This is a genomic window from Pseudomonas sp. S2_E01 (assembly GCF_054668365.1).
In genome coordinates this window covers 4,165,816-4,191,490 of sequence record NZ_CP162762.1, presented here as the reverse complement: position 1 = coordinate 4,191,490, position 25,675 = coordinate 4,165,816, and the positions used below count along the sequence as shown (strand labels likewise).

Annotated in this window: 26 protein-coding genes and 1 pseudogene; 14 read left to right on the top strand and 13 right to left on the bottom strand. The window is 60.1% G+C overall.

Features of this window, described 5'->3' with window-relative positions:
• Position 1: 1 nt before the first annotated feature.
• The 3 genes from AB4O36_RS19430 to AB4O36_RS19420 form a co-directional block, all read right to left on the bottom strand.
• Positions 2–472 carry an RNA methyltransferase gene (locus AB4O36_RS19430; RefSeq protein ID WP_095171660.1) on the bottom strand — a complete coding sequence of 157 codons (471 nt, stop codon included), beginning with the start codon at positions 470–472 and terminating at the stop codon, positions 2–4.
• A gap of 188 nt (positions 473–660) precedes the next feature.
• Entirely contained in the window at positions 661–1,032 is a 372-nt protein-coding gene (locus tag AB4O36_RS19425; protein ID WP_458961219.1) for a YajD family HNH nuclease, read from the bottom strand.
• A 49-nt stretch (positions 1,033–1,081) separates the two neighbouring features.
• Positions 1,082–1,768 carry a spermidine synthase gene (locus AB4O36_RS19420; RefSeq protein ID WP_460117282.1) on the bottom strand — a complete coding sequence of 229 codons (687 nt, stop codon included), beginning with the start codon at positions 1,766–1,768 and terminating at the stop codon, positions 1,082–1,084.
• Positions 1,769–1,861: 93 nt separating this feature from the next.
• On the opposite strand from AB4O36_RS19420, the gene AB4O36_RS19415 reads away from it, so the two are divergent.
• The gene (locus AB4O36_RS19415) at positions 1,862–2,155 is read left to right on the top strand and encodes a hypothetical protein (RefSeq protein ID WP_460117281.1); all 294 of its coding nucleotides are present in this window, start codon (positions 1,862–1,864) and stop codon (positions 2,153–2,155) included.
• On the opposite strand, the gene AB4O36_RS19410 is transcribed toward AB4O36_RS19415, so the two are convergent.
• Together AB4O36_RS19410 and AB4O36_RS19405 are read right to left on the bottom strand one after the other, a co-directional pair.
• Positions 2,152–2,625, bottom strand: a complete 474-nt coding sequence (locus AB4O36_RS19410; RefSeq protein ID WP_460117280.1) for a Crp/Fnr family transcriptional regulator — start codon at positions 2,623–2,625, stop codon at positions 2,152–2,154. The two genes, AB4O36_RS19415 and AB4O36_RS19410, sit on opposite strands and share 4 nt — an antisense overlap.
• 192 nt (positions 2,626–2,817) lie before the next feature.
• Positions 2,818–4,857: a S9 family peptidase gene (locus AB4O36_RS19405; RefSeq protein ID WP_460140042.1), complete on the bottom strand. Its 2,040-nt coding sequence runs from the start codon at positions 4,855–4,857 to the stop codon at positions 2,818–2,820.
• A gap of 125 nt (positions 4,858–4,982) precedes the next feature.
• On the opposite strand from AB4O36_RS19405, the gene AB4O36_RS19400 reads away from it, so the two are divergent.
• The 3 genes from AB4O36_RS19400 to AB4O36_RS19390 are packed head-to-tail and all read left to right on the top strand — an operon-like array spanning position 4,983 to position 6,844.
• Positions 4,983–5,480: an MFS transporter gene (locus AB4O36_RS19400; RefSeq protein ID WP_460117278.1), complete on the top strand. Its 498-nt coding sequence runs from the start codon at positions 4,983–4,985 to the stop codon at positions 5,478–5,480.
• Between the two features lie 30 nt (positions 5,481–5,510).
• Entirely contained in the window at positions 5,511–6,287 is a 777-nt protein-coding gene (locus AB4O36_RS19395; protein ID WP_460140041.1) for a class II glutamine amidotransferase, read from the top strand.
• A gap of 11 nt (positions 6,288–6,298) precedes the next feature.
• Positions 6,299–6,844: a DUF2937 family protein gene (locus AB4O36_RS19390; RefSeq protein WP_460140040.1), complete on the top strand. Its 546-nt coding sequence runs from the start codon at positions 6,299–6,301 to the stop codon at positions 6,842–6,844.
• Between the two features lie 111 nt (positions 6,845–6,955).
• Here the strand turns inward: AB4O36_RS19390 and AB4O36_RS19385 are convergent, their stop codons facing one another.
• Positions 6,956–7,870 (bottom strand): LysR family transcriptional regulator, encoded by a 915-nt coding sequence (locus AB4O36_RS19385; RefSeq protein WP_460117275.1) that lies wholly within the window; start codon positions 7,868–7,870, stop codon positions 6,956–6,958.
• A 199-nt stretch (positions 7,871–8,069) separates the two neighbouring features.
• Here AB4O36_RS19385 and AB4O36_RS19380 point away from each other — a divergent pair.
• From AB4O36_RS19380 to AB4O36_RS19370, 3 genes and pseudogenes are all read left to right on the top strand, one after another.
• Positions 8,070–8,807: pseudogene (locus tag AB4O36_RS19380) on the top strand (5-oxoprolinase subunit PxpA); the annotation flags it as partial.
• A gap of 12 nt (positions 8,808–8,819) precedes the next feature.
• Entirely contained in the window at positions 8,820–9,524 is a 705-nt protein-coding gene (locus tag AB4O36_RS19375; RefSeq protein WP_460142161.1) for a 5-oxoprolinase subunit B family protein, read from the top strand.
• Complete coding sequence (locus AB4O36_RS19370; RefSeq protein WP_460140039.1) at positions 9,521–10,447, top strand: 5-oxoprolinase subunit C family protein; 927 nt, start codon at positions 9,521–9,523, stop codon at positions 10,445–10,447. The genes AB4O36_RS19375 and AB4O36_RS19370 overlap by 4 nt, the downstream gene beginning before the upstream one ends.
• A 93-nt stretch (positions 10,448–10,540) precedes the next feature.
• On the opposite strand, the gene AB4O36_RS19365 is transcribed toward AB4O36_RS19370, so the two are convergent.
• A complete protein-coding gene (locus tag AB4O36_RS19365) occupies positions 10,541–11,719 on the bottom strand; it encodes a vWA domain-containing protein (RefSeq protein WP_460117271.1) in 1,179 nt (392 codons plus the stop codon).
• 24 nt (positions 11,720–11,743) lie between these two features.
• Positions 11,744–12,589 carry an AAA family ATPase gene (locus AB4O36_RS19360; protein WP_260522592.1) on the bottom strand — a complete coding sequence of 282 codons (846 nt, stop codon included), beginning with the start codon at positions 12,587–12,589 and terminating at the stop codon, positions 11,744–11,746.
• Positions 12,590–12,789: 200 nt separating this feature from the next.
• Here AB4O36_RS19360 and AB4O36_RS19355 point away from each other — a divergent pair, with 200 nt between their 5' ends.
• Together AB4O36_RS19355 and AB4O36_RS19350 are read left to right on the top strand one after the other, a co-directional pair.
• A complete protein-coding gene (locus AB4O36_RS19355; RefSeq protein ID WP_460140038.1) occupies positions 12,790–13,020 on the top strand; it encodes a DUF4160 domain-containing protein in 231 nt (76 codons plus the stop codon).
• Entirely contained in the window at positions 13,008–13,511 is a 504-nt protein-coding gene (locus AB4O36_RS19350; RefSeq protein WP_460140037.1) for a DUF2442 domain-containing protein, read from the top strand. Before AB4O36_RS19355 ends, AB4O36_RS19350 begins: the two co-directional genes overlap by 13 nt.
• Here AB4O36_RS19350 and AB4O36_RS19345 read toward each other — a convergent pair.
• Positions 13,508–14,584, bottom strand: a complete 1,077-nt coding sequence (locus AB4O36_RS19345) for an AsmA family protein (RefSeq protein ID WP_460140036.1) — start codon at positions 14,582–14,584, stop codon at positions 13,508–13,510. The two genes, AB4O36_RS19350 and AB4O36_RS19345, sit on opposite strands and share 4 nt — an antisense overlap.
• A 126-nt stretch (positions 14,585–14,710) precedes the next feature.
• Here AB4O36_RS19345 and cysK point away from each other — a divergent pair, with 126 nt between their 5' ends.
• A complete protein-coding gene (gene cysK / locus AB4O36_RS19340) occupies positions 14,711–15,685 on the top strand; it encodes a cysteine synthase A (protein ID WP_460117268.1) in 975 nt (324 codons plus the stop codon).
• 205 nt (positions 15,686–15,890) lie between these two features.
• On the top strand, positions 15,891–16,829 hold the full coding sequence (locus AB4O36_RS19335) for an aspartyl/asparaginyl beta-hydroxylase domain-containing protein (RefSeq protein WP_460140035.1): 939 nt from the start codon (positions 15,891–15,893) through the stop codon (positions 16,827–16,829).
• Between the two features lie 948 nt (positions 16,830–17,777).
• Here AB4O36_RS19335 and AB4O36_RS19330 read toward each other — a convergent pair.
• The 4 genes from AB4O36_RS19330 to AB4O36_RS19315 all read right to left on the bottom strand — a co-directional run bounded on the left by AB4O36_RS19330 (position 17,778) and on the right by AB4O36_RS19315 (position 21,909).
• Positions 17,778–18,719, bottom strand: coding sequence for a LysR family transcriptional regulator (locus tag AB4O36_RS19330; RefSeq protein ID WP_460140034.1), 942 nt, complete (start codon positions 18,717–18,719; stop codon positions 17,778–17,780).
• A gap of 64 nt (positions 18,720–18,783) precedes the next feature.
• Positions 18,784–20,310: a tripartite tricarboxylate transporter permease gene (locus tag AB4O36_RS19325; RefSeq protein WP_460117264.1), complete on the bottom strand. Its 1,527-nt coding sequence runs from the start codon at positions 20,308–20,310 to the stop codon at positions 18,784–18,786.
• Positions 20,307–20,840: a tripartite tricarboxylate transporter TctB family protein gene (locus AB4O36_RS19320; RefSeq protein WP_460117263.1), complete on the bottom strand. Its 534-nt coding sequence runs from the start codon at positions 20,838–20,840 to the stop codon at positions 20,307–20,309. The genes AB4O36_RS19325 and AB4O36_RS19320 overlap by 4 nt, the downstream gene beginning before the upstream one ends.
• A gap of 52 nt (positions 20,841–20,892) precedes the next feature.
• Positions 20,893–21,909, bottom strand: a complete 1,017-nt coding sequence (locus AB4O36_RS19315; RefSeq protein ID WP_460140033.1) for a Bug family tripartite tricarboxylate transporter substrate binding protein — start codon at positions 21,907–21,909, stop codon at positions 20,893–20,895.
• Positions 21,910–22,285: 376 nt separating this feature from the next.
• Here AB4O36_RS19315 and AB4O36_RS19310 point away from each other — a divergent pair, with 376 nt between their 5' ends.
• The 3 genes from AB4O36_RS19310 to AB4O36_RS19300 are packed head-to-tail and all read left to right on the top strand — an operon-like array spanning position 22,286 to position 25,576.
• Positions 22,286–23,626, top strand: coding sequence for an MFS transporter (locus AB4O36_RS19310; protein ID WP_460140032.1), 1,341 nt, complete (start codon positions 22,286–22,288; stop codon positions 23,624–23,626).
• Positions 23,619–24,575, top strand: a complete 957-nt coding sequence (locus AB4O36_RS19305; RefSeq protein ID WP_460117260.1) for an amidohydrolase family protein — start codon at positions 23,619–23,621, stop codon at positions 24,573–24,575. The genes AB4O36_RS19310 and AB4O36_RS19305 overlap by 8 nt, the downstream gene beginning before the upstream one ends.
• Positions 24,572–25,576 carry a 4-hydroxythreonine-4-phosphate dehydrogenase PdxA gene (locus AB4O36_RS19300; RefSeq protein WP_460117259.1) on the top strand — a complete coding sequence of 335 codons (1,005 nt, stop codon included), beginning with the start codon at positions 24,572–24,574 and terminating at the stop codon, positions 25,574–25,576. Before AB4O36_RS19305 ends, AB4O36_RS19300 begins: the two co-directional genes overlap by 4 nt.
• The last annotated feature ends 99 nt before the right edge of the window (positions 25,577–25,675 follow it).

Here is a 25,675-nt window from a genome sequence, read left to right as displayed (position 1 = left end):
TTCAGCGAAATTTCGGACCCGAGCGGGTATTCAGGCCTTTGGCCATGCGGTCGTAGAGCACGACGTTGACCGTGGCCGCAAGGTTCATGCAACCGGTGGTCGGGATGTAGACCACGTCTTCGCACCAGTCACGGATCTCTTTATCCAGTGAGCCGTCTTCCGGGCCAAAGATGTAGAGGGCACGATCCGGATGGGTGTATTCCGGCAACGAGCGAGCCCCTTCCACCAGTTCCACGGCAACCGGTACACAGCCCAGCGGCAGAATTTTTTTCAAATCGTCGATGCCGATCAACGGAATGTCGTAATGCACACGCTTGGTGTCGGTGACGAAGTCGGCGGCGCGCTCGTAACGCTTGCCGGTATAGAACACGGACGCCACGCCATAGCAGCCGGCGGCGCGCATGACCGAACCGACATTTTCCGGTGATTTGGGGTTATACAAACCAATGCAGCTGTACCGTTTGTCTGCCACGAGCGGGGTGCCTTCGGGAAAAAACGGCGATTATACGGGGATTGGGGGAGGGGTGTCGGTTTGAGATTTGCGGTGAGTTTGCCGGCCTCATCGCGAGCACGCTCGCTCCTACAGGGGGCTTGTCGTTCACAAATCCACTGCAGAAGCGGGCTTGCCCGCGATGAGGCCAGATCGGCCAGCGAAAACCTTCAGTCTTCCTTCTTCATCAACCCAGCCAACGCCGCAAACGGGTTGTGCGTCGCTTTGGCGATCTTCGGCGTGCTCAGCGAGCCTTCGCCGAAATACTGCTGGTCGGTGTAGCGCGAGTGCTCATTGTCGTGGCAGTACAGGCACAACAGCTCCCAGTTCGAGCCGTCCTGCGGGTTGTTGTCATGATTGTGGTCACGGTGGTGCACGGTCAGTTCGCTCAGGCGCTTGCCGGAAAACTCACGGGCGCAGCGGCCGCACACGTGCGGGTACATCTTCAGGGCCTTGTCGCGGTAACCCATTTCCTTGTCGCGCTGGTTGTCGGCGAGGATGCGGTCCAGTTTCGACGTGTTGGCAGGGGTGGACGAACTCATGGGTTCACCTTTGTAAAAAGACTAATGACGGTTATGGATGCAGTTTAGCTCAGCCCTTGAGCTTCTCGGCAACCCAGATGGTATGGCGGGTGCCCTTGTTACCGTGGGCGAAGACCTGCACTTCCTCGGCTTTGAAACCGGCTTTCCTGAGCTTGTCGGAAAACAGCCGGTCGGCGCTGGCCGACCACACCGCCAGCACGCCCTTGGGCCGCAGGGCCTTGGCGCAGGCACTCAGGCCACTGGCGGAGTAGAGCCAGCTGTTGGCACGCTGGGTCAGGCCTTCCGGGCCGTTGTCGACGTCGAGCATGATGGCGTCGAACCCTTGGGGCTCGGCTTGCAGCACCTTGGCAACGTCCTCCATGCGGATCACCGTGCGAGGATCTTGCAGGGGGTTGCCGGCCTTTTCGCCCAGCGGCCCGCGGTTCCACTCCACCACGCCAGGCACCAGTTCGGCGACCACCACTTCGGCATTTTTGCCCAGGTGCTTGAGCGCCGAAGCGAGGGTGAACCCCATGCCCAGGCCACCGATCAGCACTCGCGAATTCGGACGTCCGGCGACTTTGCGGCAGGGAATCTCGGCCAGCGCATCTTCGGAGCCGTGCATGCGCGTGTTCATCAGTTGCCCGCCATCCCCGCCCTGGATCTTGATGACAAAGTCCTCGCCGTATTCGAACAGGCAAAGGGCTCCGCCGTTGCCAGGAATAGGGGCGGTGTCGAGCAGGACGAAACGTTTCATGGGGTTCTCTTGAGAAGAATGGGCATTGGTGAAAGCAAACGAGCGCAGTTGGGAGTAGCCTGCAAGCAGACAACAAGGTTAACGGAGCCCTTGATGAAGCGCATCATTCTAACGATCATCGCACTGGCCGCGCTCTCGATAACTGCAGTGTCCGCTCAGGAACTGCAAGCCATTCCGACCACGCCTGCGCCACTGCCTGGGTCGCCCGGCACTGCGACGCCGACACCGTATCCGCAAATTACCCCCAACAGCATTCCCAAGTCGGGGCCAGGCAGCGGCGGGGCGCCATTGCTGCCGCCGATCCTCCCGCCGACTCCACCCGCCAGGGATCAGCCGGTGCCGGGGATCGAGCCAAACGTACCCAAGGTTAAATCGCCGGGGGGTTAGACCTGTTGCGAAAGTAGCTGACCGTCGGCCATGCGCAGGCGCTTGGACAGGGAAACGGCCAAGGCGCGGATGATCTTGGCGGCGATCTTCGGCGCGTCATTGAGCATTTTTTCCAGTGAATCCTTGCCAAGGTTGAGCAGTTGGCAGTTGCTCGCGGCCACGCAACTGGCGGAGCGGCGTTCGCCATCGAGCACGGCCATTTCGCCGAAGGCCCGACCGCTGCGCAGGGTGGCCATGGTCACTCGCTGCCCGTCGCTGTTGGTTTTCTGCACTGCCACCTGGCCGGTGTGGATGATGCACATGAAACTGCCGGCATCGCCTTCCTGGAAAATCACTTCGCCCTCGGCCACCGTGCTGATGCTGAAATAGCCGGATGCCGCCGCAAAGTCGGCGGGCAGCAATTGAGCGAACAAGCCACAGTCCATCAGCCAATCGCGGATTTCATTGTTCAACAAGGTCGGTTCTGACATGTGATCACGGTCTTTTTATTGTTGCTGATATCGATTCCACGCCCCCCTGTAGGAGCGAGCTTGCTCGCGATGACGGTATACCAGTCAATATTTATAGTGACTGACACACCGCTATCGCGAGCAAGCTCGCTCCTACAGGGATCTTCGTAGCCACGGGATTTCGTTTATGACCCGTCCTGGCGGCCAAGTTCCTCAAGCAATGCCCAAAACCGCGAAAACAAATGCGTATTCGAGTGCTACGTCACGCAATCCCTGGTATCGGCCGCTCATCCCGCCATGGCCCGCGCCCAGCTCAGTCTTGAGCAGCAATAGGTTGTCGTCGGTTTTGGTGGCGCGCAGTTTGGCCACCCACTTGGCGGCTTCCCAGTATTGAACGCGGCTGTCGTTGTAGCCGGCGATCACCAGCGTTGCCGGATACGCCTGTGCGGTGACGTTTTCGTACGGTGCGTAAGCCTTGATCCGATCATAGACTTGTAGCTCCTGAGGATTGCCCCACTCGTCGTATTCCGTGACGGTCAATGGCAAGTCCGGGTCGAGCATGGTGTTGAGCACGTCGACGAACGGCACTTCGGCAATCGCTGCGCCAAACAGGTCGGGGCGCATATTGAGCACCGCGCCGATCAGCAAACCGCCCGCGCTGCCGCCGCTGATTGCCAGTTGAGGCGAGGTGGTGTAGCCATTGGCAATCAAGTGCTCGGCACAGGCGATGAAGTCGTCAAAGGTGTTGTGCTTGTGTTCCTGCTTGCCGGCGCGATACCAGGCTTCACCCAATTCCCCACCGCCGCGCACGTGGGCAATGGCAAACGCTACGCCGCGATCGAGCAGGCTCAGGCGTGCGTGGGAGAACCACGGGTCGAGGCTCTGGCCGTAGGCACCGTAGGCGTAGAGGTACAGCGGCGTAGGTTTGCCCAAAGCGTCGCGTTTGACCACCAGGCTGATCGGCACTTGCGTGCCATCCGGCGCGGTCGCCCACAGTCGCTGGCTGACGTAGGCGTCGGCATCGAACGGACCGAGTACCGGGGTTTCTTTCAAAACGGTCTGGTCGCCGTTGACCAGGTCCAGTTGGCGAATCTGCGCCGGGCGATTCAGCGCCTCGTAGCGCAGGCGGATGCGCTCGCTTTCAAATTCCAGGCTGTTTTGCACGTGCAGGCTGTAGGCAGCATCCGGCAATTGAACCCGATAACTCGGCAAATCCTGTGGGTGCACTTCGATGATCGGCAGGCCACCTTCGCGCAGGCTCAGGGTCATGGCCCCGACATTGAGGCTCATGCCTTCGATCATGGTGCTGTCGCGATGCGCGATGCGCAGGCGCCAGTCGGCTTCGGTGGGTGCCACGCCGGTATCGACAGCGGTGTACAGGGCGTAGTTGATGCCGTCGCGGTTGCTACGAATGAACCATGTCCATTGACCGTCGAGCACACCATGATCGACGTCGTACTCATGGTCTTCAACCCGTGGTGCGATGCAGCTGAACGGCTGCTGCGGCTGACAGGCGTCGAGCACCCAGATTTCGCTGGTGGTCTTGCTGCCCAGGGCCAGGAACAATTGCTGTTCGGAGCTTGCGCGGTAGCAATGCAAGAAGAAGCGGCCGTCGGGCTCATGGAACACTTCTTCAGCCGCTGTGCCATCCAGTCGATAACGATACAGCTTGTGCGGTCGGTGCGTGTCGTCAAGTTCGCCAAAAAACAGCGTCAGGCTGTCGTTGGCCCAGGTCATGCTGCCGTCGCAGTCCTGGAACTCCAGTTCGCTGACACGACCGTCGGATAATTCCTTGACGAACAGGGTGTAAATCTCATCGCCTGTAGCATCGACGCTGTAGGCCAGGCGCTGGTGATCCGGGCTGATGCTGAAGGTGCCGAGGGAAAAGAACCCACCGTTGGCCAGCTCGTTCGGATCCAGCAGCAGTTGTTCGCGGCTTTCGTCCAGTTGCAGGCTATCGTCGTTCGGGCGCGGGCACCGATAATGGCGAGCGTACTCGTCGCCGGCGGTGGTGCGTGTGTAATACAGGTACGGGCCCCACGGTGACGGCAACGACAGGTCCGTTTCCAGGATCCGGCCCTTGATCTCTTCGAACAGGGTCTCGCGCAACCCGGCCTGATTGGCGGTTTGCGCTTCCTGATAGCTGTTTTCCGCTTTCAGGTAGTCGAGGACCGCGTCGGTGTCGCGTTCCTGCAGCCAGGCATACGGGTCAGAGCCTGGGGCTGTGTGGGCGATGGGGGCGGATTGAGACATGAATGGTTCTCGAAGAGTGCACGAAATAGGGTTTTGCAACCTGTGGGAGCGCGTATGGCCTGGTATTGGGACAAGCCGGACGTGCAAAAAGTCGTTACTATAAGCCCCTATTTGCTTGCCTTGCCATGGACACCATGACCGAGAACGACTATCTGATCGCTTGGGGCCTTTACGCCTTCGCCGCTTTGGGCTGCCTGTTGGTGTGGATGCGCATTACCCGTTGGATGTGGCGCTGGCTGCGCGAGCCGCTGCGGGTGTTGGGCGCAGTGCTGTTGTTCAGCCCGACGATCATCGACCCGGTGAAGGAAAAAGTTGCCCCGGCCATCGCCATCACCACTCTGGACCTCGCGTTCAAGGTCGGTAACAACGCTTGGCGCGCCATCTCCGACCTGCTCATGTACGGCATGATTGCCTTCGGTATCTATCTGGTCTTCGTTGCGATCCGCTTCCCCATCGAGCGTAACGCCCGCGCTCGCAAGGAGCGGGCGGAGGCCGCGAAGGCGGCAGCCCGCGTCGACGAGCCGGACGACGACCAACCGTTCGGCGGTGCCGGGGATGACCGTTATGGCCGTCCGCCAGTCCCGAGCAACCCGCAGCGTATGCGGGTCGAACCGCGTTTGTAACCTTGCCCCTGCCTTACAGAGAGTCCGAGCATGTGTGAGTTATTGGGCATGAGCGCCAATGTCCCGACCGATATCGTGTTCAGCTTCACCGGATTGATGCAGCGCGGCGGGCGTACCGGCCCTCATCGTGATGGCTGGGGCATCGCATTCTACGAGGGACGCGGCCTTCGCCTGTTCCAGGATCCAGCGGCAAGCAGCGAATCGGAAGTCGCCAATCTGGTGCAGCGTTATCCGATCAAGAGCGAAGTGGTGATCGGGCATATCCGCCAGGCCAACGTCGGCAAGGTCTGCCTGTCCAACACCCACCCGTTCGTGCGAGAGCTGTGGGGGCGAAATTGGTGTTTTGCGCACAACGGCCAGTTGGCGGATTTTCAACCGACCACCAGCTTCTACCGCCCTGTTGGCGATACCGACAGCGAAGCGGCGTTCTGCGATTTGCTCAACCGCGTACGCGCCGGGTTCCCCGAGCCGGTGGACGTCCAAGCGTTGCTGCCGGACCTGGTGGCCGCTTGCGCCGAATACCGCAGCAAAGGCGTGTTCAATTGCCTGCTCAGCGACGGCGATTGGCTGTTCTGCTACTGCTCCACGAAATTGGCGCAGATTACCCGTCGCGCACCGTTCGGCCCGGCGCGCCTGAAAGATGTCGATGTGATCGTCGACTTCCAGGCCGAGACGACGCCCAACGACGTGGTGACGGTGATCGCCACCGAACCTTTGACCGAAAACGAAACCTGGACCCGCTACGAGCCGGGCCAATGGAGCCTGTGGCGACGTGGTGAATGCGTCAGCCAAGGCAAGACCGAATAAAGGACGCTCTCATGTTGCTCAGTTATCTACGGCTGGTGTTGTTCGCGGCGGGCCTGTTGATTGGTGTCCAGGTGCCAGGCTTTATCAACGACTACACCAAGCGTATTGAAGCGCACCTGATTGAGGCGCAGACCAGCCTCAGCGGTTTTCAGAACACCGCCAACCAGTTCTTCAAGGGCGACATGCAGGCGCTGGTCGCCCATTACCGCGCCAGCGAAGACCCGATATTTCGCAGTGACGCCGACAGCCTGAGCCACCTGCTGACCCGCCAGGTGGTGCTGGATAAACAGTTCCAGGCCATGCAGGGGCCCTGGTATGTGCGTTTCCTGCAAGTGGTGCTCGCCGCCGACCCGGATATCCGCAAGGAAACCTGGAACGGCTACAGCTATCAGATCCTGCTGACGCCCGAAGCGATGATCTGGGGCATGAGCGGTGCTTTGCTGTTGTCGTTCGGCATCGAGTGCCTGTTCCGCCTGATCGATTGGGTGGTGCTGGGCGGCCGACGCCTGCGCCAGAGCCGGCCGATCGAAGACCGGGATGTGCGTGGGTTGCAGTGAAGTAGTCCCTGTAGGAGCGAGCTTGCTCGCGATAGCGGTCAACCAGCCACACCATGGGTGACTGACAAACCGCTATCGCGAGCAAGCTCGCTCCTACAGGGGAGGGTCACTTCAGCGTGCCAGCACGACGTAGTTATCCCCCACCCGACTCGCGTAGTCCGTCAGCACCCGCTGACACAACGCCACAATCTCCTCGACCCACTCCACCCCGGTGCGCCACGACACCACCACCTGCAAATCCGGCGGCCGTTGGTCGATGGCCAGCAGGGTCAACTCCCCGCTCGCCAGCTCTTCGGCTACCAGCACGGGTGGCAAAGCCGCGATGCCAAAACCGTCCCGCAGCAGCCGGGTGATCGCCGACACCGAGTTCACGCAGTTCAGCTTGGGCGTCATCACACCGTTGGCCTGCATCAGCGCGAGCACTTGTTGATGCGGGTGGGAGTTTTTCGAGTAGGTGATGATGCGTTCGTTGCCGAGGTCGGCGACACCTGAATACGCTCGGTTGTACAGGGAATTGCTGGCGGCGATCCAGCCCATCGGGTGGCTGGCCAATTCCAGGCTGCGCACGCTTTCCTGTCGCAACAGATCGGTTTGCAAGGCCACATCGAGAAAGCCTTTTTGCAACTGATCGCAGAGGTTCAGCGAGGTATCGGCCACCAGTTCGATTTCCACCAGCGGGTACAGCTCGGTCATCTGCGCGACCAGGGGGCTCAGCCAGGTGTGGATGACGGTGTCCATCACGCCGATGCGCACCCGGCCGACCTTGCTGGAGCGCGTCTCGATCGACTGTTTCAGCGCCTGCATGGTGTCCATCATCTGCTCGGCGTGCTCAAGTACCTTCAAGCCTTCAGGCGTCAGGCTCACGCCGCGCGAATCACGCAGGAACAGCTTCACGCCCAGCTCACTCTCGAGTACGGCAATGCGACTGGAAATCGAGGCCTGGGTGGTGAACAGCTTGTCTGCAGTCAGGCGAAAACTCTTGAGTCTGGCGACCCAGACGAAGGTCTCGAGAAACTTCAGGTTCATGGGGGTTGCTCGGGGGGGATAAATTTTTCTTATGTCTGGAACAGGATTTAATTAGTTGGACGCGACAGGGCAGTGCGCCCAAAAATCACCGCATCCGGTTCTCACGATAGGCGTCGTCGGGGCTCAGGACAATACCCGTAAAATCAGCGCGAAGATTTGCCCGCCGTTGAAAAGAACAAAGCCAACAGGAGTGTTCACCGTGAGCCGTCTGCTATTGAACTGCGATATTGGCGAGAGTTTCGGTAACTGGACCATGGGTCTGGACGCCGAGGTCATGCCCTTCATCGATTGCGCCAACATTGCCTGCGGGTTCCACGCGGGGGACCCGAGCATCATGCGCAAGACCGTCAGCCTGGCGCTGAGTAACGGCGTGCAGATTGGCGCGCATCCTGCCTATCAGGATTTGGTGGGGTTCGGCCGGCGTTCCATGGTGTACACCGCGCAAGAACTGCAAGACATCCTGCATTACCAGATCGGCGCTCTCGATGGTCTGTGCCGGGCGCAGGGTGGACGGGTGAGCTACGTCAAACCCCACGGCGCGATGTACAACGACATGATGGCCAACCCTGCGCAATTGCGTGCGGTGCTACAGGCTGTTGCAGCCTACGACTCGACATTGCCGTTGATGCTGATGGCCACCCGCGACAACAGCGCCGCGCAGCAATTGGGCGATGAATACGGTGTGACCCTTTGGTTTGAAGCCTTTGCCGACCGCGCCTACGACAGTGCCGGCCGGTTGGTTTCGCGGCAACTGCCGGGTGCCGTGCACCACGATCCGGAAACGATCATCACCCAGGCCTTGAAGATTGCCCGTGGCGAGCCGCTTACCGCCACCGACGGCAGCGCCCTGCACTTGAGGGCCAACACCCTGTGCGTCCACGGCGACAACGCCAGTTCGGTGGCGGCGGTGCAACGGATTCGTGAAGCCCTTGATCAGCTGGGGGGCATCATGAAGCTGCGCATCGAAGGCGTCGCACTGGATTGCCTGATGGTGCGCCTGTTCGACGAAATCGCCGAAAGCAACATGCCGTGGATGCTCGCTGCCAGCGACAACCTGCGTGCAGCATTTGCCGGACAGCTCATCGACCTGGTGCCGTCCTACACGACGCTGATGGTGCATTACGATCTCAATGCCTTGAGTCCTGCGCAGGCTCGAGAGCTGATCGCCGAGGCGTTGATCGATCTGTCACCCAATACCCGCAGCAGCGGCCAATGCCATGTGTTGCCGGTGTGGTACGACCTGAGCGTCGGTCCTGAGTTGAGCCTGTTGGCCAAGCGCAGCGGTTTGACAGTCGAGGAAGTGATCCGCCGTCATAGCGAGCGTGAGTACCAGGTGTTCGCGCTGGGTTTCGCACCAGGCTTCGCTTTCATGGGGCTGGTGGAGGAAGCGCTGGCCGCGCCGCGCCTGAATACCCCGCGCAAGAAAGTCGCGGCGGGGAGCGTCGGGATCGCCGAACGGCAGACTGCCGCTTATCCGGCTGTCTCTCCAGGTGGCTGGAACCTGATCGGTCGCACACCGGCCCGATTGTTCGACCGCGATCGCGAGGGGTACAGCCTGATGCAGCCAGGTGACACTGCGCGGTTCGCCCCCATCAGCCATGCCGAGTTCATCAACCTGGGCGGTGACGACACGCCGTTGGAGGTTCAAGCATGAGCCGGCTCTCAATCGAAGCGAGCACGCCATTGTGCCTGTTGCAGGACGCCGGTCGATTCGGTGTACGCCACCTGGGCGTGACCCAAGGCGGCGGGTTGGATTGGCGTTCGATGTCGTGGGCCAACTGGTTGTTGGGCAATGCTTTGGGTGCCGCCGTCATCGAAATCACCCTGGGCGGATTTACCGTGGGAGCCGAAGAAGATTGCCTGCTGGCTTTGGCGGGTGCGGATCTGGGCGCACAACTGGACGGTCAGGCGCTGATGCCTTGGCGCAGTTTCAAGATGCGCAAAGGCCAACGTTTGCTGTTCACCCAGCCGCTATTGGGCGCGCGGGCTTATCTCGCCGCGCCGGGCGGATTTGAGGCGCCGCGGGTGCTGGGCAGTTGTGCCACCGTAGTGCGTGAAGAGCTGGGCGGGCTGGATGGCAGAGGGCACGCGTTGGTCAAGGGCGCGTCGTTGAGCTATCACGCCGATGCGCCGTTGCTGGTACGAGAGGTGCCAACCGAACAGGTGCCGGATTTCAAACTCGATGCGCCACTGGATGTGATCGTGGGGGCGCAGATCGGTGTGTTCAGTGGCCAAAGTCTGTTCGATGCATTCAACAGCCCCTGGACACTCGACAGCCGTGCCGATCGCATGGGCATGCGCCTGCTGGGGCCGGCGTTGGCTTATCAGGGGAAACCGATGATTTCCGAAGGTATTCCGCTGGGCGCGGTGCAGGTGCCGCCAGACGGTCAGCCAATCGTGTTGCTCAACGATCGCCAGACCATCGGGGGTTATCCACGCCTTGGGGCGTTGACTCCATTGGCGTTGGCGCGGCTCGCGCAGAGACTGCCGGGAGAGCAGGTGCGGTTGCGGCCGGTGGTGCAGGAGGTTGCGCATCGGGAACAGGTTGAATACCTGCGACGTTTTTCCGATAGCTAAAAGCATCGCGGGCAAGCCCGCTCCTACAGAGGTTTGCTGAGCATCTGTAGGAGCGGGCTTGCCCGCGATGGCGCCACATCAGGCACCACAAAACTACTTGGAAAGAAACCGCATTCCTTCCTCCAGCCCCCGCAACGTCAGCGGGTACATCTGGTCCTCGATCAAGTCCCGCACGATATTGGTCGAGGACGTATAACCCCAGGTATCTTTTGGATACGGGTTGATCCAGATGAGTTTTTTGTACTTCTCCATGAACCGCTGCATCCACACGTAACCGGCTTCTTCGTTCCAGTGCTCGACGCTGCCGCCGGGCTGGGTAATTTCGTACGGCGCCATGGCAGCGTCACCGATGAAGATCACTTTGTAGTCGGCCCCGTACTTGTGCAGCAGGTCCATGGTCGAGGTGCGCTCGGAAGTGCGGCGCATGTTGTTCTTCCACACCGATTCATAAATGAAGTTGTGGAAGTAGAAATACTCCAGGTGCTTGAACTCGGTCTTGCAGGCCGAGAACAGCTCCTCGCACGTTTTCACGTGCGCATCCATCGACCCGCCAATGTCGAACAGCAGCAACAGCTTGACCGTGTTACGTCGCTCCGGACGCATCTGGATGTTCAACAGGCCCGCATCCTTGGCGGTGTGATCGATGGTGCCATCGATGTCGAGTTCTTCCGCTGCGCCCTGACGGGCGAATTTGCGCAGGCGGCGCAGGGCGACTTTGATGTTGCGGGTGCCCAGTTCCACCGAGTCGTCGAGGTTCTTGTACTCGCGCTGGTCCCAGACCTTGACCGCCTTGCCCTGGCGCTTGCCGGCATCGCCAACCCGGATACCTTCCGGGTTGAAGCCGCCTGAGCCGAACGGGCTGGTGCCACCGGTGCCGATCCATTTGTTGCCGCCGGCGTGGCGTTCCTTCTGTTCTTCCAGGCGTTTCTTGAATTCTTCGATGAGTTTGTCCAGGCCGCCCAGCGACTGGATCGCCGCCCGCTCCTCATCGGTCAGCGAGCGCTCGAATTCCTTGCGTAACCAGTCTTCCGGGATCAGCGCCTGGAGGTGGTCGTCGAGTTTCTCCAGGCCGTTGAAGTAGGCGCCGAAGGCGCGGTCGAACTTGTCGAAATGCCGTTCGTCCTTCACCAGGATCGCCCGGGCCAGGTAATAGAACTCGTCCATGTCGGCGAAGGTCACGCGCTGTTTAAGCGCGTTGATCAGGTCCAGCAGTTCGCGAACCGAGACCGGCACCTTGGCGGCGCGCATTTCATTGAACAGGTTGAGCAACATGGCGTCGGCCCCTTTTACACGTGCTTAGCGAGTGCCGCGACGGCTCATGAAGGCCAGACGCTCCAGCAATTGCACGTCCTGTTCGTTCTTCACCAGGGCTCCAGCCAGCGGCGGAATGGCTTTGGTTGGATCACGCTCGCGCAGTACCGCTTCGCCGATGTTGTCGGCCATCAGCAGCTTCAGCCAGTCCACCAGTTCGGAGGTCGACGGTTTTTTCTTCAGGCCCGGCACCTTGCGCACATCGAAGAAGACGTCCAGCGCTTCGCTGACCAGGTCTTTCTTGATGTCCGGGTAGTGCACGTCGACGATTTTTTGCAGGGTGGTGCGATCCGGGAACGCGATGTAGTGGAAGAAGCAGCGGCGCAGGAAAGCGTCCGGCAGCTCTTTTTCGTTGTTGGAGGTAATGATGATGATCGGCCGCTGCTTCGCCTTGATCGTCTCGTCGATCTCGTAAACGTAGAACTCCATCTTGTCGAGTTCTTGCAGCAGGTCGTTGGGGAACTCGATGTCGGCCTTGTCGATTTCATCAATCAGCAGGATCACCCGCTCCTCGGATTCGAACGCCTCCCAGAGCTTGCCTTTTTTCAGATAGTTACGAACATCGTGGACCTTTTCGTTACCTAACTGCGAATCACGCAAGCGGCTGACTGCATCGTATTCGTAGAGGCCCTGATGCGCCTTGGTGGTCGACTTGATGTGCCAGGTGATCAGCCTGGCGCCAAACGATTCTGCCAGTTGTTCGGCCAGCATGGTCTTGCCGGTGCCTGGTTCACCCTTGACCAGCAGCGGGCGCTCCAGGGTGATGGCGGCGTTCACCGCCAGCTTCAGGTCATCGGTGGCGACGTAGGCCTGGGTGCCTTCGAACTTCATCTGCTAATCCTCGAACGGTAGGGCCGGCCTGACGGGCAGGGGCGGGGCGCAATAATCAAGTCCCCGACTATAACGCGCAGGCCGGTCGACTGGGAACGCAGACGGCTTATTCAGTCTCTGAATGGAGCGTCACATCTTGACTCAGTCTCGGCGGCTTGCCAGTATTGAGCTATCGCCATTTTGGCGATAGCTTGCGCCTCATGTCTACTCAATATCGATTTCGAGATACATACCGTATTCAACTGCGCGAACGAGACCATCCGCCACCCCATGTCCACCTCGTCGGTGGCGGGCTGGATGTCGTGCTCAGCCTTGAACCCGTCAAAGTCACGATGGGCCTGGCACCGCCTCTGATTATCAAAGAAGCCCTGGATTGGGTCCGCGCCCATCAGGCGCAACTGCTGGAGGAGTGGAAACGATGTTACCCATGAAACGGCCAAGGTTGTCTGCCGTGAAGGCTTTGCCCGACAATCGCCTGGCGCTGACGTTTATCGATGGACAGCAACTGACTCTCGACCTGAACCGTGACCTGCTGGCCTTTCCAGGGTTGCAGCCGCTATTGGCGCCGGGGGCATTCGAAGGGGCTGCCCTTGGCGATGATGGCTGGAATGTGGAATGGCCCGAACAGGACATCCAGATCGGCGCAGACACGCTGTATCTGGATGCGCTGGCGCAGAACGCCACGGACGAAAATACCCGAATTTTCATCGACTGGCGTGCCCGCACGGGCCTGCCGCTCAATCAGGCGGCGCAGGCGCTGGGGGTAAGCGCCCGCAGCATCAGTCGCTACAGCAGCGGTCGTGAGTCGGTGCCTCGATCCTTGGCGCTGGCATGCCTGGGCTGGGATTTTCTACAACAGCAGGCAAACGCAGCGCGCGTGGCCGAGGACTCCGGTCGTTATACCGTGAGGCCCAAACCTTAACCCGCATCAGGCTTGGGGCGCTCATAGCGGGCATTGAAGGCCTGGATGAAACCATTGCGCAGAATCTGCAGAAACGCCTGGAATGCGCTGATGTCTTGCCGGTGCACGTTGCCACTCAATTCGACGCGCGTTGCAAACTGATTTTTGCCCTGATTTTTCAGTACCGTCTCCGAGCCGCCGACAATGGCTTCCCAAATGGAGCGGAATAAACCCTTGTCCTTGTTCTCCACGTCCTGCTGCCAGTTGAACACATCAACGTCCTTCAGAAGAGGTTTGATGTACCCGGTCAATTGGGCCTTTTTCGCTTGCGCCTCGATCACTACATCACCGTGGCCGGCGTTGAAATCGAACTTGCCGTAGGCTGATGCAAAATCGTTCATGCGTTTGAGTTCGATGTCCTTGGCGCGCAGACGGAATTCGAAGTCTTCAAAGTTGCTCAGGGGATCGAACGTGGCGGTGGCTTCCAGCGGTGCATGTCCCAACAGCAACGCTTTGCCTTCGAAAGTCGCGTCGCGCCTGCCTTCCTTGTCGACCACATTGGTCAGGTTGTAGAAACTCGCATTCACCTGTGTCGCGTTCATGTTGACGGGCGGCTTGGAATTGAAATTGCGGAAGCTGATCTTGCCGTCGTAGATGCGCACTTCATCCAGCGTGATGGGCAGAAGCTTGCCCAGTTGCTCACGCCAATCGGTGCCTTCACCTGTCTGGGAGTTCTGTTTGTTGGGCCCGCCATCGACGAAGTTGACTTGCGGGTTGAAGAACTGCACCTGCGCGACCACCGCATGCTCATAGATCAGCGAATGCCAGCTGACGGCAAGGTCAATCAATGGTGCATCGACGAAGGGCACCGGGACCTTGCCATCGACCTTGACGATTTTCAGGCCGTTGATCTTGTAGGCGCCGCGCCACCACGCGAGGTCCACATCAGTCACCTGGCCACGGTAATCGCCCATGTCGGCGAGTTTTCCATTGAGATAGTCGCGCACCATGTAGGGCAGCGCGATGTGCAAGGTAATCAGGCACACAATGAGGCTAACAAGTATCCACAAGGGCCAGCTGTAGCGACGTTTCATGATGGTAAATCCCTGGCGATGTAATGCATTGACTCCGATGGCCGGCGGACGTTCGACCTGACTGGACGAGCACCGGCAACAGGCATACCGTGATGGGCTAATCAACGCTGCATCAAGGACCCAGTCATGAGTCGTATTTTTGCTGACAACGCCCACTCCATCGGCAATACGCCGCTGGTGCAAATCAACCGCATCGCGCCGCGCGGCGTGACCATCCTGGCCAAGATCGAGGGGCGCAACCCGGGTTACTCGGTCAAGTGCCGGATCGGCGCGAACATGATCTGGGACGCTGAAGGCTCCGGCAAACTGAAACCGGGCATGACCATCGTCGAGCCGACTTCCGGCAACACTGGCATTGGTTTGGCGTTTGTCGCGGCAGCACGAGGCTACAAGCTGATCCTGACGATGCCATCCTCCATGAGCATCGAACGTCGCAAGGTGCTCAAGGCGCTGGGCGCCGAACTGGTGTTGACCGAGCCGGCCAAAGGTATGAAAGGCGCCATCGAAAAGGCGACTGAAATCGTCGCTGCCGACCCGTCCCGGCACTTTATGCCCGCGCAGTTTGAAAACCCTGCCAACCCGGCCATTCATGAGAAAACCACGGGTCCGGAAATCTGGAACGACACCGACGGCGCTGTCGATGTGCTCGTGGCCGGCGTCGGCACCGGTGGAACCATCACCGGGGTTTCGCGGTATATCAAGAACACTCAGGGTAAACCGATTCTGTCGGTGGCGGTCGAGCCAGTGGTATCGCCTGTGATCACCCAGGCATTGGCGGGCGATGAAATCAAGCCGAGCCCGCACAAAATCCAGGGGATCGGTGCAGGGTTTGTGCCGAAGAACCTCGACCTGTCGATCGTTGACCGGGTCGAGTTGGTCAGCGACGAAGAGTCCAAGGCCATGGCCCTGCGTTTGATGCAAGAGGAAGGGATTCTGTGTGGCATCTCCTGCGGTGCAGCGATGGCCGTGGCAGCGCGTTTGGCCGAAACCCCAGAAATGCAGGGCAAGACCATCGTGGTGATTTTCCCTGACTCCGGCGAGCGTTATCTGTCGAGCATGCTCTTCAGTGACCTGTTCACCGAGCAGGAAACCCAGGCCTAAGCGCTGCCGTCGCCTGTAGGGCAGGGGCTGATCACCGTCAGCCCCTGTTCAGGAGGTTTATGTTAACCAGGGTTTGTTACGCAATCCTCAACACTGAATGTTGAATCAGTCGGGTTTTTTCAAAGGTCTTTAGCGCTTATCATGGCTGGCTGCCACGTCGGGTACATGGCGTTGCGCAAAGTTGCTTATTTTCAAGGAGTTGTCGATGACCTTTTCCTTTGCCGTGAAAGCGTCGCTGTTATTGCTGTTTCTGGGCAGCACGCTATATGTGCACCTGCGCGGCAAGGCGCGCTTGCCGGTCTTGCGCCAATTCGTCAACCATTCGGCGCTGTTTGCGCCTTACAACGCCTTGATGTATCTGTTTTCCGCCGTGCCTTCGCGGCCTTATCTGGATCGCAGCAAATTCCCTGAACTGGACGTGCTCAAGGACAACTGGCAGGTGATCCGCGATGAAGCGATGCACCTGTTCGACGAGGGGTACATCCGTGCCGCCGAGAAGAACAACGACGCGGGCTTCGGTTCGTTCTTCAAGAAAGGCTGGAAGCGTTTTTACCTCAAGTGGTACGACAAACCCTTGCCGTCGGCCGAAACCCTCTGCCCGAAAACCGTGGCGCTGGTCAGTAGCATCCCCAACGTCAAGGGCGCCATGTTCGCGTTGCTGCCAGGCGGTAGTCATCTGAACCCGCACCGCGATCCATTTGCCGGCTCCCTTCGTTACCACCTGGGCCTGTCGACGCCAAACTCCGACGACTGTCGCATCTTTGTCGATGGCCAGGTGTACGCCTGGCGCGATGGCGATGACGTGATGTTCGACGAGACCTATGTGCATTGGGTGAAGAACGAAACCGAGCAGACCCGGGTCATCCTGTTCTGCGATATCGAACGCCCCTTGAGCAACCGCCTGATGACCAGCGTCAACCGACGGGTTAGCGCTTTCCTGGGACGCGCCACGGCCCCGCAGAATCTTGACGATGAGCGCGTGGGTGGCATCAACCAGGCGTATGCCTGGAGCAAGCGTTCCAGCGACAAGATCAGTGGTGTGGTCAAGCAGTTCAAGCGCCGCCACCCCAAAGCCTACCGTGTACTGCGGCCGGTGTTGGCCGTCGTGGTGTTGACGTTGCTGGGGTACTGGCTGTTCGGATGAATGCGCCCGTGCAATGAAAAAACCGTTCCCTGGGAGCGGTTTTTTTTGCCCATTTTCAGGGGTGGCCGGCGAGCAGATTGGGTTCTTCGCCTACGATGCCCGTGACGAGTAGTTGAAGAAGGCGGCGTTGGCTCGCCGTCAGTTCTCCCGCCATTGCTTTGCTTTGCGCAACATGAGCGCTTTTCCTTGTGGAAGATTTTTTGATTGTTCTGCGCATATTCCCTCCACCGCTGGTCATCAATTGAACAGTCTTCAAAATACAAGGTTCTCCAAAGTTTTGACAAGTCGGCCTTCTCGATCGTACTCAAAGCCAAGCTGCTGATAGATTGAAACCGCACCTGCTCGTGGCTCCTGAATTTCGAGCAAACGAGCACCCATGACCTGCGCGTATTGCTCAACGACTATCATGGCGAGAGTTGCAACACGTCCCTTCAAAGGGTGTGCGCTCCTCGGACTCCCTTCCAATCTCACGATACGGATTCGTTGCCGGCTGTTATTTGGGTTCGCGAAACAAAGCCCACACAGCTCGGCGTTCAACCAGATGGCAAGGTCCAGAGCCAGTGGCTCCCGTGCCTTCCACTCGATGACCTCATGCCATGAGAAATGTGGATCCTCCCACCGGTCAAAAGCACTTAATGCTTGCCTGCCAATTGGCTCAAAACGCACATTCGATAAGTCCACAGCCGCAGAGCCAGCTGTGACGTGGAGAAGTTGAACAACGCTCGAAACAGCCTGTTTTCTCGCCTGTGATTTGTACAGCTGATACCGAAGATAAGCCCGTTCCCTTGGCATGTGATCCTGTGCATTCCCTGTCCTCGCTGGACGCTGCCGTGAATCCCAAGCCTAGGTAACTGTGCGCGTTACGTCTTTACTGGCCATTTGTCCAAGTCATTGCAATTGTTGTCAGCCGCCGGATCGTCGGCTTGGCGCATGGCGCCAGTCCTTTTTTTATTTGCTCAGGGCATGCTCGGCCCGCACCGAATTCATGAACGCCTGCATGGCCGACGATTGAATGCGATGGCGCCGGGTGATCAAGCCATACGGCGGCAGTCGTGCTTCGAATTTGATCGGCAGCACGGCCAGCAGATCCCGGCCGGGGTAGTCCTCGACCACTGAAACCGGCGTGACGCCAAGCATGTCGGTCTGCTGGATCAATGACAGCAAGGTCATGATCGAGGTGGTTTCGACGATGCTGCTGGGTATGTCGACTCGCGCATTGTGAAACACTTGATTGATGATCGCGCGCATGGGGCTCGGTTGCTGTTGCAGCACCCAGGTCATGTTCTGCAGCTCCGCCCAGCTCAGGTGTTTTTCTTTGGCCAACGGGTTCTGCGCACTGGCAATCACGCACAGTGCCTCTTCGCCAAGGCTGTCGAACAACAACTCCTCGGCCCGCGCACCGGCGGGGATGCGCCCGAGGACGATGTCGAGCTGGTCCTGCAACAGGGCCTGGACCAGCACGTCGCTGGTGTCGACCTGAATGCTCATCGACAGTCGCGGATGGCTCTGTTTCAAGGTGGCGATGGTGCGGGTCAGCAAGCCCGAGGCCAGTGCCGGAATGGCCCCGACGGCCACTCGTCCCAGGTTGCCGGATTCGAGGGCGACCAGTTCTTCGCGCATGCCGCTCAGCTCCGCAAAAACCATGCGCGCGTAATAAATCACGGTCTCGCCGAACGGGGTGGACCGCATGCCCCGGGGCAGACGCTCGAACAGCTCGACGCCCAACAGGTCCTCGGCCTCGTGCAGCATTTTGGTCGCTGCCGGTTGAGTCATGCCGATGTGATCGGCGGCGCGGCGCAATGAGCCGAATTCCTGCAACGCCAGCATCAGCCGCAATTGGCGCAGTCGCAGTCGGCTGTGGATCACATTGGCTTCAGGAATTCTTGTCATGGACGACACTCGCAGAAAAGACTGCGGCAAGCCTGACAATAAATGTCAGGCATTGCCAGCATCACTACACCGATTTGGTCTTGCCGACAGGGGATTTACGCAGCCCGAGCACGCTGGCCAGTGCCTTGGAAATCAGTGGCCAGAACAGCATCAGCAGGGCGGCGGTGGTCAGGCTGCCCACCAGTGGGTTGGACCAGAAGATACCAATGTGACCGTCGGAGAACAGCATCGACTGGCGGAATGCATCTTCCGCCTTGTCGCCCAGCACGGCGGCCAGAATCAGGGGTGCAATCGGATAGCCCAGCTTTTTGAACAGATACCCGAGTGCGCCAAAGCCCAGCATCAGCACCACGTCGAAGAACGAGTTGTGCACCGTGTAGGCACCGATGGCGCAAACCATGATGATGATCGGTGCAATCACCGAGAACGGGATACGCAGGATCGAAGCGAACAGCGGCACCGTAGCCAGCACCACGATGAGGCTTACCACGTTGCCCAGGTACATGCTCGCGATCAGGCCCCAGACAAAATCATGCTGTTCGACGAACAGCGTCGGGCCAGGGTGCAGGCCCCAGATCATCAAGCCGCCGAGCATCACTGCCGCCGTGGCCGAGCCCGGAATGCCCAGGGTCAGCATCGGCAGCAGGGCGCTGGTGCCCGCCGCGTGGTCGGCGGTTTCCGGGGCGATCACCCCTTCGACTTCCCCTTTACCGAAGTTTTCGCGATTTTTCGAGAAGCGCCGCGCCATGCTGTAGCTCATGAACGAGGCTGCCGTCGGGCCGCCGGGGGTGATGCCCATCCAGCAACCCACCAGCGTGCTGCGCACAATCGTCCACCAGTAGCGCGGCAGTTTCGCCCAGGTCCGCAGGATGACCATGGGTGTAATCCGGGCACGTTCGCCACGGAACACCTGACCTTCTTCGACTGTGCAGAGGATTTCGCCGATGCCGAACAAGCCGATCACCGCCACTTCGAAACTGATGCCAGTCATCAGGATCGGCTGGTCGAAGGTCAGGCGCAGGTTGCCGGAGACGGTGTCCATGCCGACGGCCGCCATGGCGAAACCGATCATCATCGCCACCACGGTTTTCAGCGGCGGGTTCTTGCTCATGCCAATAAAGGTACAGAACGCCAGCAGGTACACCGCGAAGAACTCCGGTGAACTGAAGGTCATGGCAAACGCGGCGATCTTGGTCGACAGGAAGGTCAGCAGCAACACCCCGGCCAGTGCGCCGATCAGCGCCGAGCTGAACGCGGCGGTCAGGGCTTCGGCGGCACGACCTTCACGGGCCATGGGGTAGCCGTCGAACGTCGTCGCCACCGATGAGGGCTCGCCGGGTATGTTGAACAGGATCGAGGTGATCGAGCCGCCAAACAGCGCGCCCCAATACATGCACGACAGCAGGATGATCGCCGACACCGGCGACATGGTGAACGTCAGCGGCAGCAGCAACGCGACGCCGTTGGGGGCGCCGAGGCCGGGCAACACGCCGACCAGAATGCCCAACAGCACGCCGACCACCATCAGGCCGATGTGGCCCGGTGTGAGGATCAGGTTCATGCCTTGCAACAGGGAATCGAATTCGCTCATTTGAAGTGTCTCCAGGCCATGGCAATCCAGTCGCCCAGGGGACCTGCATCCAGCGGGACCTTGAACCACAACGCGAAAATCAGATAACTGGCCAATGCAGCGCCGAGGGACACGCAGGCAATCATCCACTTGCCGTAAGGCTTGGCGCGGACCTTGTCACGAGACATGAACCAGGCAATAAAGCAGGCCGAAGCCACATAGATGCCGGTAAACGGCATGGCGGCGACGAACAGGGCAATGGGGATGAACACCGACAGCACTTGCTTGAACGCGCTGCGGCTGACGAAGGCAATGTTCAGTGCTTGCCAGCGCACCAGGGTCAACACGCCGTTGGCCACGCTGGCGGCGCACAGCATCAGGCCGATGTAGAAAGGAAAATACCCCGGTTCAGGGCCGGCATCACCCCAGCCGATACCTTGTTCGACGCTGCCATACATCACCACCGCGCCGATCAGCGCAGTGAAGAGGGCCAGGCCGAGCTCGACCCAGCGGGTCCCGACCAGTGCCGGTGAATCCGAAGAATGGGACATGAAGACACCTCCAGAGGCGACGGCCGTGCCCGGGGGTACGGCCGTCACAGACTCAGTTTTTCAGCCAGCCGGCTTCCTTGAACACCGGGGTGACGCGGGCGGTGTCTTTTTCGATATAGGCGGTCAGTGGCTCGCCCTCCAGAAAGGTCGGCACCAAAGCGTTTTGCTTCACGTAAGCCTTGAACTCGGGCGTCTCGGTGACCTTACGCATCAGCTCGACATAGAACGCGCGCTGCTCGGCAGTCACTTCGCCGGGCATGAACACGGTGCGCGGGAAACGATACTGGTCGATGCCCAAGCCCTGTTCGTGACAAGTCGGAACGTCGGCCCACGACTTGTCGCCGGCGACCTTCTCGGTGTAGTTCATGCGTTCCCGGCTGAACACGCAGAGCGGCTCGACCTGATCGCCACGCCATTGGCTGATGCTTTCAGCGGGGTTGTTGACGTTAGCGGCGATGTGTTTGCCCGCCAACTGCGTCGCGGCTTCGCTGCCACTCTTGAACGGGATGTACACCAGCTTGCTGTTGTTGGTCTGGTTCAGGAGCAGGGTCAGGGTCTGGTCGACGTCCTTGGACTGGCTGCCCCCCATGCGCATCTTCGATGGATCGGCCTTGGCCGCTTCGTAGAAACCCTTGGCGTCCTTCCACGGCGCGCCCTTGTAGCTCCAGAGAATGAAGTCATCCTCGGCCACGGCGGCGACTGGGGTCAGCTCCTGCCATTGGTAGCCAAGCTTGGACACCAGTGGCAACAGGTAGATGTTGTTGGTGCCGATCACCAGTTTTTCCGCATCACCCTTGTTCATTTTCAGGTCGAGGAAAGCCTCGGCTCCGTTTCCACCGCCCTTGTTAAGGACGATGGTGTTCACATCGAGCAGCTTGTGAGTGGTGATGATCGACTGGATCAGACGGCCGAGTTGATCGGTGCCGCCACCGGGGCCGCCGGCCACGACGATCTCGACGTTCTTGTCCGGTTGCCAGGCGGCATGGGCGAGGGCGGGCAGGGCGCCTGCAGCCACCAGCGTACAGCCAAGGAACAGACGGGAGGTGCGACGGACGAATGCATTTCGCATTGGAAGGGCCTCGTTTTTGTAGTTGTTATGAGTGACTTGTCGGTGCTCGAGAGCTGCAAGCCTGGCCCGAGTGTGGGAAGGCGCCGCTCTCGCGTCTAGTCAAAACAATACATATACCGATAGCCTGGGGTTATCGCTCGCTTGGACACGAATTGTGACAGTTATCGAATGTGCCGTTCCAGAGCGGTTTAAGGGTATTTTGTCGGTAACGTGACCGGGCTGAAAGGTCGTTGAAAGCGGGATCTGCCATAACCCGAGGCTATCGCCGTATTTCCAGGTTTGATTAGACGGTTATCGCTGAGCCTTCGATAGTGCTCACCGAGCCGTCCTGAAGCGGCACGCTGTACCACAAAAATAATAAGTCGAGGTAAGCACCATGGCTCGTCCCAGTGCGTCCCTGCATCTGCCCGAAGCCGATGCCCAAACCGCCGTATCAGCCGCACCGCTGGCAGGTACCACCAAGGCCAGCAACGTACGCTGGAAGATCTTCGCGATCATCTTCGCGTTGACGATGGTCAACCTGATCGACCGGGTTTCGCTGTCGATTGCGATGCCGACCATCGCCGCCGAGTTTTCACTGTCACCGAGCACACAAGGGCTGATTCTCAGCAGCTTCTTCTGGGCCTACGCGCTGTTGCAGATTCCCGGCGGCTGGATGATCGATCGTTTCGGGCCGCACCGGGTGATCAGTTGGTCTACGGGCCTGTGGGGGACCTTCCAGGTGCTCGCGGCGTTTGCCACCGGCGGATTGTCCTTGCTGTTCGCCAGGGTTGCACTGGGTGCCGCCGAGGCGCCGTTGTTCCCGTCGGGCGGCAAGCTGATTTCGCTGTGGCTGGCACCGAGTGAGCGCAGTCGCGGTGCGGTGCTGATGGACAGCGGCAGTCCGTTGGGTGTTGCGCTTGGCGGGCTGATCATTGCCTACCTGATTGCCACTCTGGACTCCTGGCGCCTGGCCTTCCTGATCGCCGGTATCGCCACGCTGGTGCTGGGCTGGGTGGCGTGGCGCTATTTACGCGACAACCCGGCCACTCACCCGCAGGTGAATGCGCAGGAGCTGGAGAAGATCAATGCAGGGCGCGCGACACCGGCCGCCGAAGCTGCGCAGATGTCGGTCAAGGGGCTTGGGATCGCTGCACGTTCCCTCAGTGGTCTGCTGGTCGGTCGCGCCAGTTGGGCGATGGTGTATTTCGGTTTGCTGACCTGGGGGCCGAGCTACCTGGCTCAGGCTCGTGGTTTTGATATCAAGGGCATTGGCGCGGCGACGTTCGTCATTTTCATCTGCGGTGCGTTGGGCTCTTTGACGGGTGGTTTTCTCTGCGACGCGCTCATCCGCAAGGGCGTTCGTCGAGGCGTGGCGGTCAAGGGGCTGCTGGCATTTTCCGGTTTGATCGCGCTCGGCGCGTTCCTGTTGCTGCCGACCTTGAGCGATCCTTTTGCGGCGGTGGCGCTGTTGGCCATGACCGCATTTTTCCTGATGTGGGGCAGCCTCTACTGGAGCTTCCCGGCGCTGCTGGCAGCGCCAGCGCGTGTCGGCCTGATTGGCGGCGTAATGAACATGGCCGGCAGCGTTGGTGGTATCGCGGTGCCGATCCTGGTGGGTGTGATTCTGCAAATGGCCGGCGGTTTCGCGCCGGTGCTGGCTTTCTTCGCGGTATGTTCGGCGGTGTTTGTACTGGCAACGCTGTTCATCAGTCTCGACGAGGTGCGCCATGGTTAAGATGTACGACGGCCTGATCATCGATGCCCATCATCATTTCTGGGACCCGACGATCAACCCGCATCCGTGGCTCGCCCCCGAGGCCAACATTGCGTTTCGCTACGGGGACTACAGCGCGATCAAGCGGCGCTATTTTCCCGACGATTACTTCGCCGATGCCGGTGCACACAAGGTCGTGCAAACGGTGTACATCGAAACCGAGTGGGACCCGCAGGACCCGATTGGCGAGACCCGTTTCATCGAGCAACTGGCGGCCCGTTACGGCGTGCCGAATGCGGTGGTGGCGCAAGCCTGGCTCGATCACCCGGATGCCCTGGCCGTGCTCGCCGAGCAAGCGTCGTTCAAGTGTGTGCGCAGCGTGCGCCACAAGCCCGGTGGGCCGACATCCCCCGCGCAGGTCGGCCATGTGCGCAGCCTGATGAGTGATGAACATTGGCGCCGCAGCTACGCCGCCTTGCAAGGCCTGGGGTTGCACTTCGATTTGCAGACGCCCTGGTGGAACCTGCACGAAGCCGAGCGCCTGGCCCGGGACTTTCCCGGCACTACGCTGATCCTCAATCACGCCGGTTTGCCCAGCGACCGCAGCGCTGAAGGCCTGGCCGGCTGGCGTCGGGCGATGGCGCGGCTGGCCGAGTGGCCGAACGTGCAGGTGAAGGTCTCTGGCCTCGGCCTCAAGGGCCAGGCGTGGCGGGCGAAGGACAACGCGTGGATCGTGCGCGAAGTGATCGCCATGTTTGGCACTGGTCGCGTGATGTTCGCCAGCAACTTCCCGGTGGACAGCCTGTGTGGCTCGTTCGATGACATTTACAGCGGTTTCAAATCCATCGTTGCTGACCTGCCCTGGGCCGATCAGGAGCGACTGTTCTACAGCAACGCGCAGCGGGTGTATCGCTGCGAGCCGTGCGCCATCGACCGCACGCGACCTGAATCCTTGAGGAGTGAAGCATGAGAAAGACAACCATCGCCATGGTCCTGGGTGATCCTGCCGGCATCGGCCCGGAGCTGATCGCACGCCTGCTCGCAGAACCCCAGGTGCGCAGCCAGGCCAATGTGATCCTGATTGCCGACGAAGCGGAAATGCGTCGTGGCATGCGCCTCGCCGGCCAGGAATTTCCCTACCGTCGCGTGGAGTCGCTGGAGCAACTGGCGTTCACCGACGATACGCCACTGTTTTATGATTTTCGTGGTGACACCCTGGGCGAATTCCCGCGCAGCGAAGCCAGTGTCATCGGCGGTCGCTACAGCCTCGATACCCTGGAAAAGGCCCTGCGCCTGACCGAAGCCGGCACCACCGACGCGGTCTTGTTCGGGCCGCTGAACAAGACGTCATTGCACATGGCCGGGATGGCGCACAATGACGAACTGCACTGGTTCGCCGAGCTGCTGGATTTCCACGGGCCGTTCTGCGAGTTCAACGTGCTCGACAATCTGTGGACCTCGCGGGTGACCTCGCATGTGGCGTTGGCCGAAGTGCCGGGGATGCTCACGCAGCAGCGAGTGGTGGAGGCGATCCAGTTGATTGACACCGCGCTCAAGCGCAGTGGCCTGGAAAAACCGCGTATCGGCGTCTGCGGCCTCAACCCGCATAACGGCGACAACGGCTCGTTCGGCCGTGAAGAACTGGACATCATCGGCCCGGCCGTTCGTACCGCACAGGCCTCGGGTATTGCCGCCGAAGGGCCGTACCCGGGCGATACGATTTTTCTCAAGGTCCAGGGCGATGCCAGTGCCTTCGATGCCGTGGTGACCATGTATCACGACCAGGGCCAGATCGCGATCAAGCTAATGGGCTTCTCCCGTGGCGTGACCGTGCAGGGCGGCTTGCCGATCCCGATCACCACCCCGGCCCACGGCACCGCCTTCGATATCGCAGGCCAGGGCAAGGCCAACCCCGGCGCCATTCGGCAGGCCTTCGAGATTGCGTGTCGGATGGGCAGTAACCGCCACTGATGACGGTTTTCATCTCAAGTTAAATTCCTGTGGGAGCGAGCCTGCTCGCGATGATGGCTGTACAGGCACCTTTATGGTGACTGACAGTCCGCTATCGCG

Bases quoted from the DNA above. Each gene is read 5' to 3' on its own strand.
- AB4O36_RS19400 (WP_460117278.1), top strand. From the start codon at position 4,983: ATGGACACCATGACCGAGAACGACTATCTGATCGCTTGGGGCCTTTAC.
- AB4O36_RS19310 (WP_460140032.1), top strand. From the start codon at position 22,286: ATGGCTCGTCCCAGTGCGTCCCTGCATCTGCCCGAAGCCGATGCCCAA.
- AB4O36_RS19425 (WP_458961219.1), bottom strand. From the start codon at position 1,032: ATGAGTTCGTCCACCCCTGCCAACACGTCGAAACTGGACCGCATCCTC.
- AB4O36_RS19300 (WP_460117259.1), top strand. From the start codon at position 24,572: ATGAGAAAGACAACCATCGCCATGGTCCTGGGTGATCCTGCCGGCATC.
- AB4O36_RS19405 (WP_460140042.1), bottom strand. From the start codon at position 4,857: ATGTCTCAATCCGCCCCCATCGCCCACACAGCCCCAGGCTCTGACCCG.
- cysK (WP_460117268.1), top strand. From the start codon at position 14,711: ATGAGTCGTATTTTTGCTGACAACGCCCACTCCATCGGCAATACGCCG.
- AB4O36_RS19415 (WP_460117281.1), top strand. From the start codon at position 1,862: ATGAAGCGCATCATTCTAACGATCATCGCACTGGCCGCGCTCTCGATA.
- AB4O36_RS19360 (WP_260522592.1), bottom strand. From the start codon at position 12,589: ATGAAGTTCGAAGGCACCCAGGCCTACGTCGCCACCGATGACCTGAAG.
- AB4O36_RS19370 (WP_460140039.1), top strand. From the start codon at position 9,521: ATGAGCCGGCTCTCAATCGAAGCGAGCACGCCATTGTGCCTGTTGCAG.
- AB4O36_RS19410 (WP_460117280.1), bottom strand. From the start codon at position 2,625: ATGTCAGAACCGACCTTGTTGAACAATGAAATCCGCGATTGGCTGATG.
- AB4O36_RS19320 (WP_460117263.1), bottom strand. From the start codon at position 20,840: ATGTCCCATTCTTCGGATTCACCGGCACTGGTCGGGACCCGCTGGGTC.
- AB4O36_RS19330 (WP_460140034.1), bottom strand. From the start codon at position 18,719: ATGACAAGAATTCCTGAAGCCAATGTGATCCACAGCCGACTGCGACTG.
- AB4O36_RS19315 (WP_460140033.1), bottom strand. From the start codon at position 21,909: ATGCGAAATGCATTCGTCCGTCGCACCTCCCGTCTGTTCCTTGGCTGT.
- AB4O36_RS19350 (WP_460140037.1), top strand. From the start codon at position 13,008: ATGTTACCCATGAAACGGCCAAGGTTGTCTGCCGTGAAGGCTTTGCCC.
- AB4O36_RS19335 (WP_460140035.1), top strand. From the start codon at position 15,891: ATGACCTTTTCCTTTGCCGTGAAAGCGTCGCTGTTATTGCTGTTTCTG.
- AB4O36_RS19365 (WP_460117271.1), bottom strand. From the start codon at position 11,719: ATGTTGCTCAACCTGTTCAATGAAATGCGCGCCGCCAAGGTGCCGGTC.
- AB4O36_RS19375 (WP_460142161.1), top strand. From the start codon at position 8,820: ATGAAGCTGCGCATCGAAGGCGTCGCACTGGATTGCCTGATGGTGCGC.
- AB4O36_RS19395 (WP_460140041.1), top strand. From the start codon at position 5,511: ATGTGTGAGTTATTGGGCATGAGCGCCAATGTCCCGACCGATATCGTG.
- AB4O36_RS19345 (WP_460140036.1), bottom strand. From the start codon at position 14,584: ATGAAACGTCGCTACAGCTGGCCCTTGTGGATACTTGTTAGCCTCATT.
- AB4O36_RS19390 (WP_460140040.1), top strand. From the start codon at position 6,299: ATGTTGCTCAGTTATCTACGGCTGGTGTTGTTCGCGGCGGGCCTGTTG.
- AB4O36_RS19385 (WP_460117275.1), bottom strand. From the start codon at position 7,870: ATGAACCTGAAGTTTCTCGAGACCTTCGTCTGGGTCGCCAGACTCAAG.
- AB4O36_RS19305 (WP_460117260.1), top strand. From the start codon at position 23,619: ATGGTTAAGATGTACGACGGCCTGATCATCGATGCCCATCATCATTTC.
- AB4O36_RS19325 (WP_460117264.1), bottom strand. From the start codon at position 20,310: ATGAGCGAATTCGATTCCCTGTTGCAAGGCATGAACCTGATCCTCACA.
- AB4O36_RS19420 (WP_460117282.1), bottom strand. From the start codon at position 1,768: ATGAAACGTTTCGTCCTGCTCGACACCGCCCCTATTCCTGGCAACGGC.
- AB4O36_RS19355 (WP_460140038.1), top strand. From the start codon at position 12,790: ATGTCTACTCAATATCGATTTCGAGATACATACCGTATTCAACTGCGC.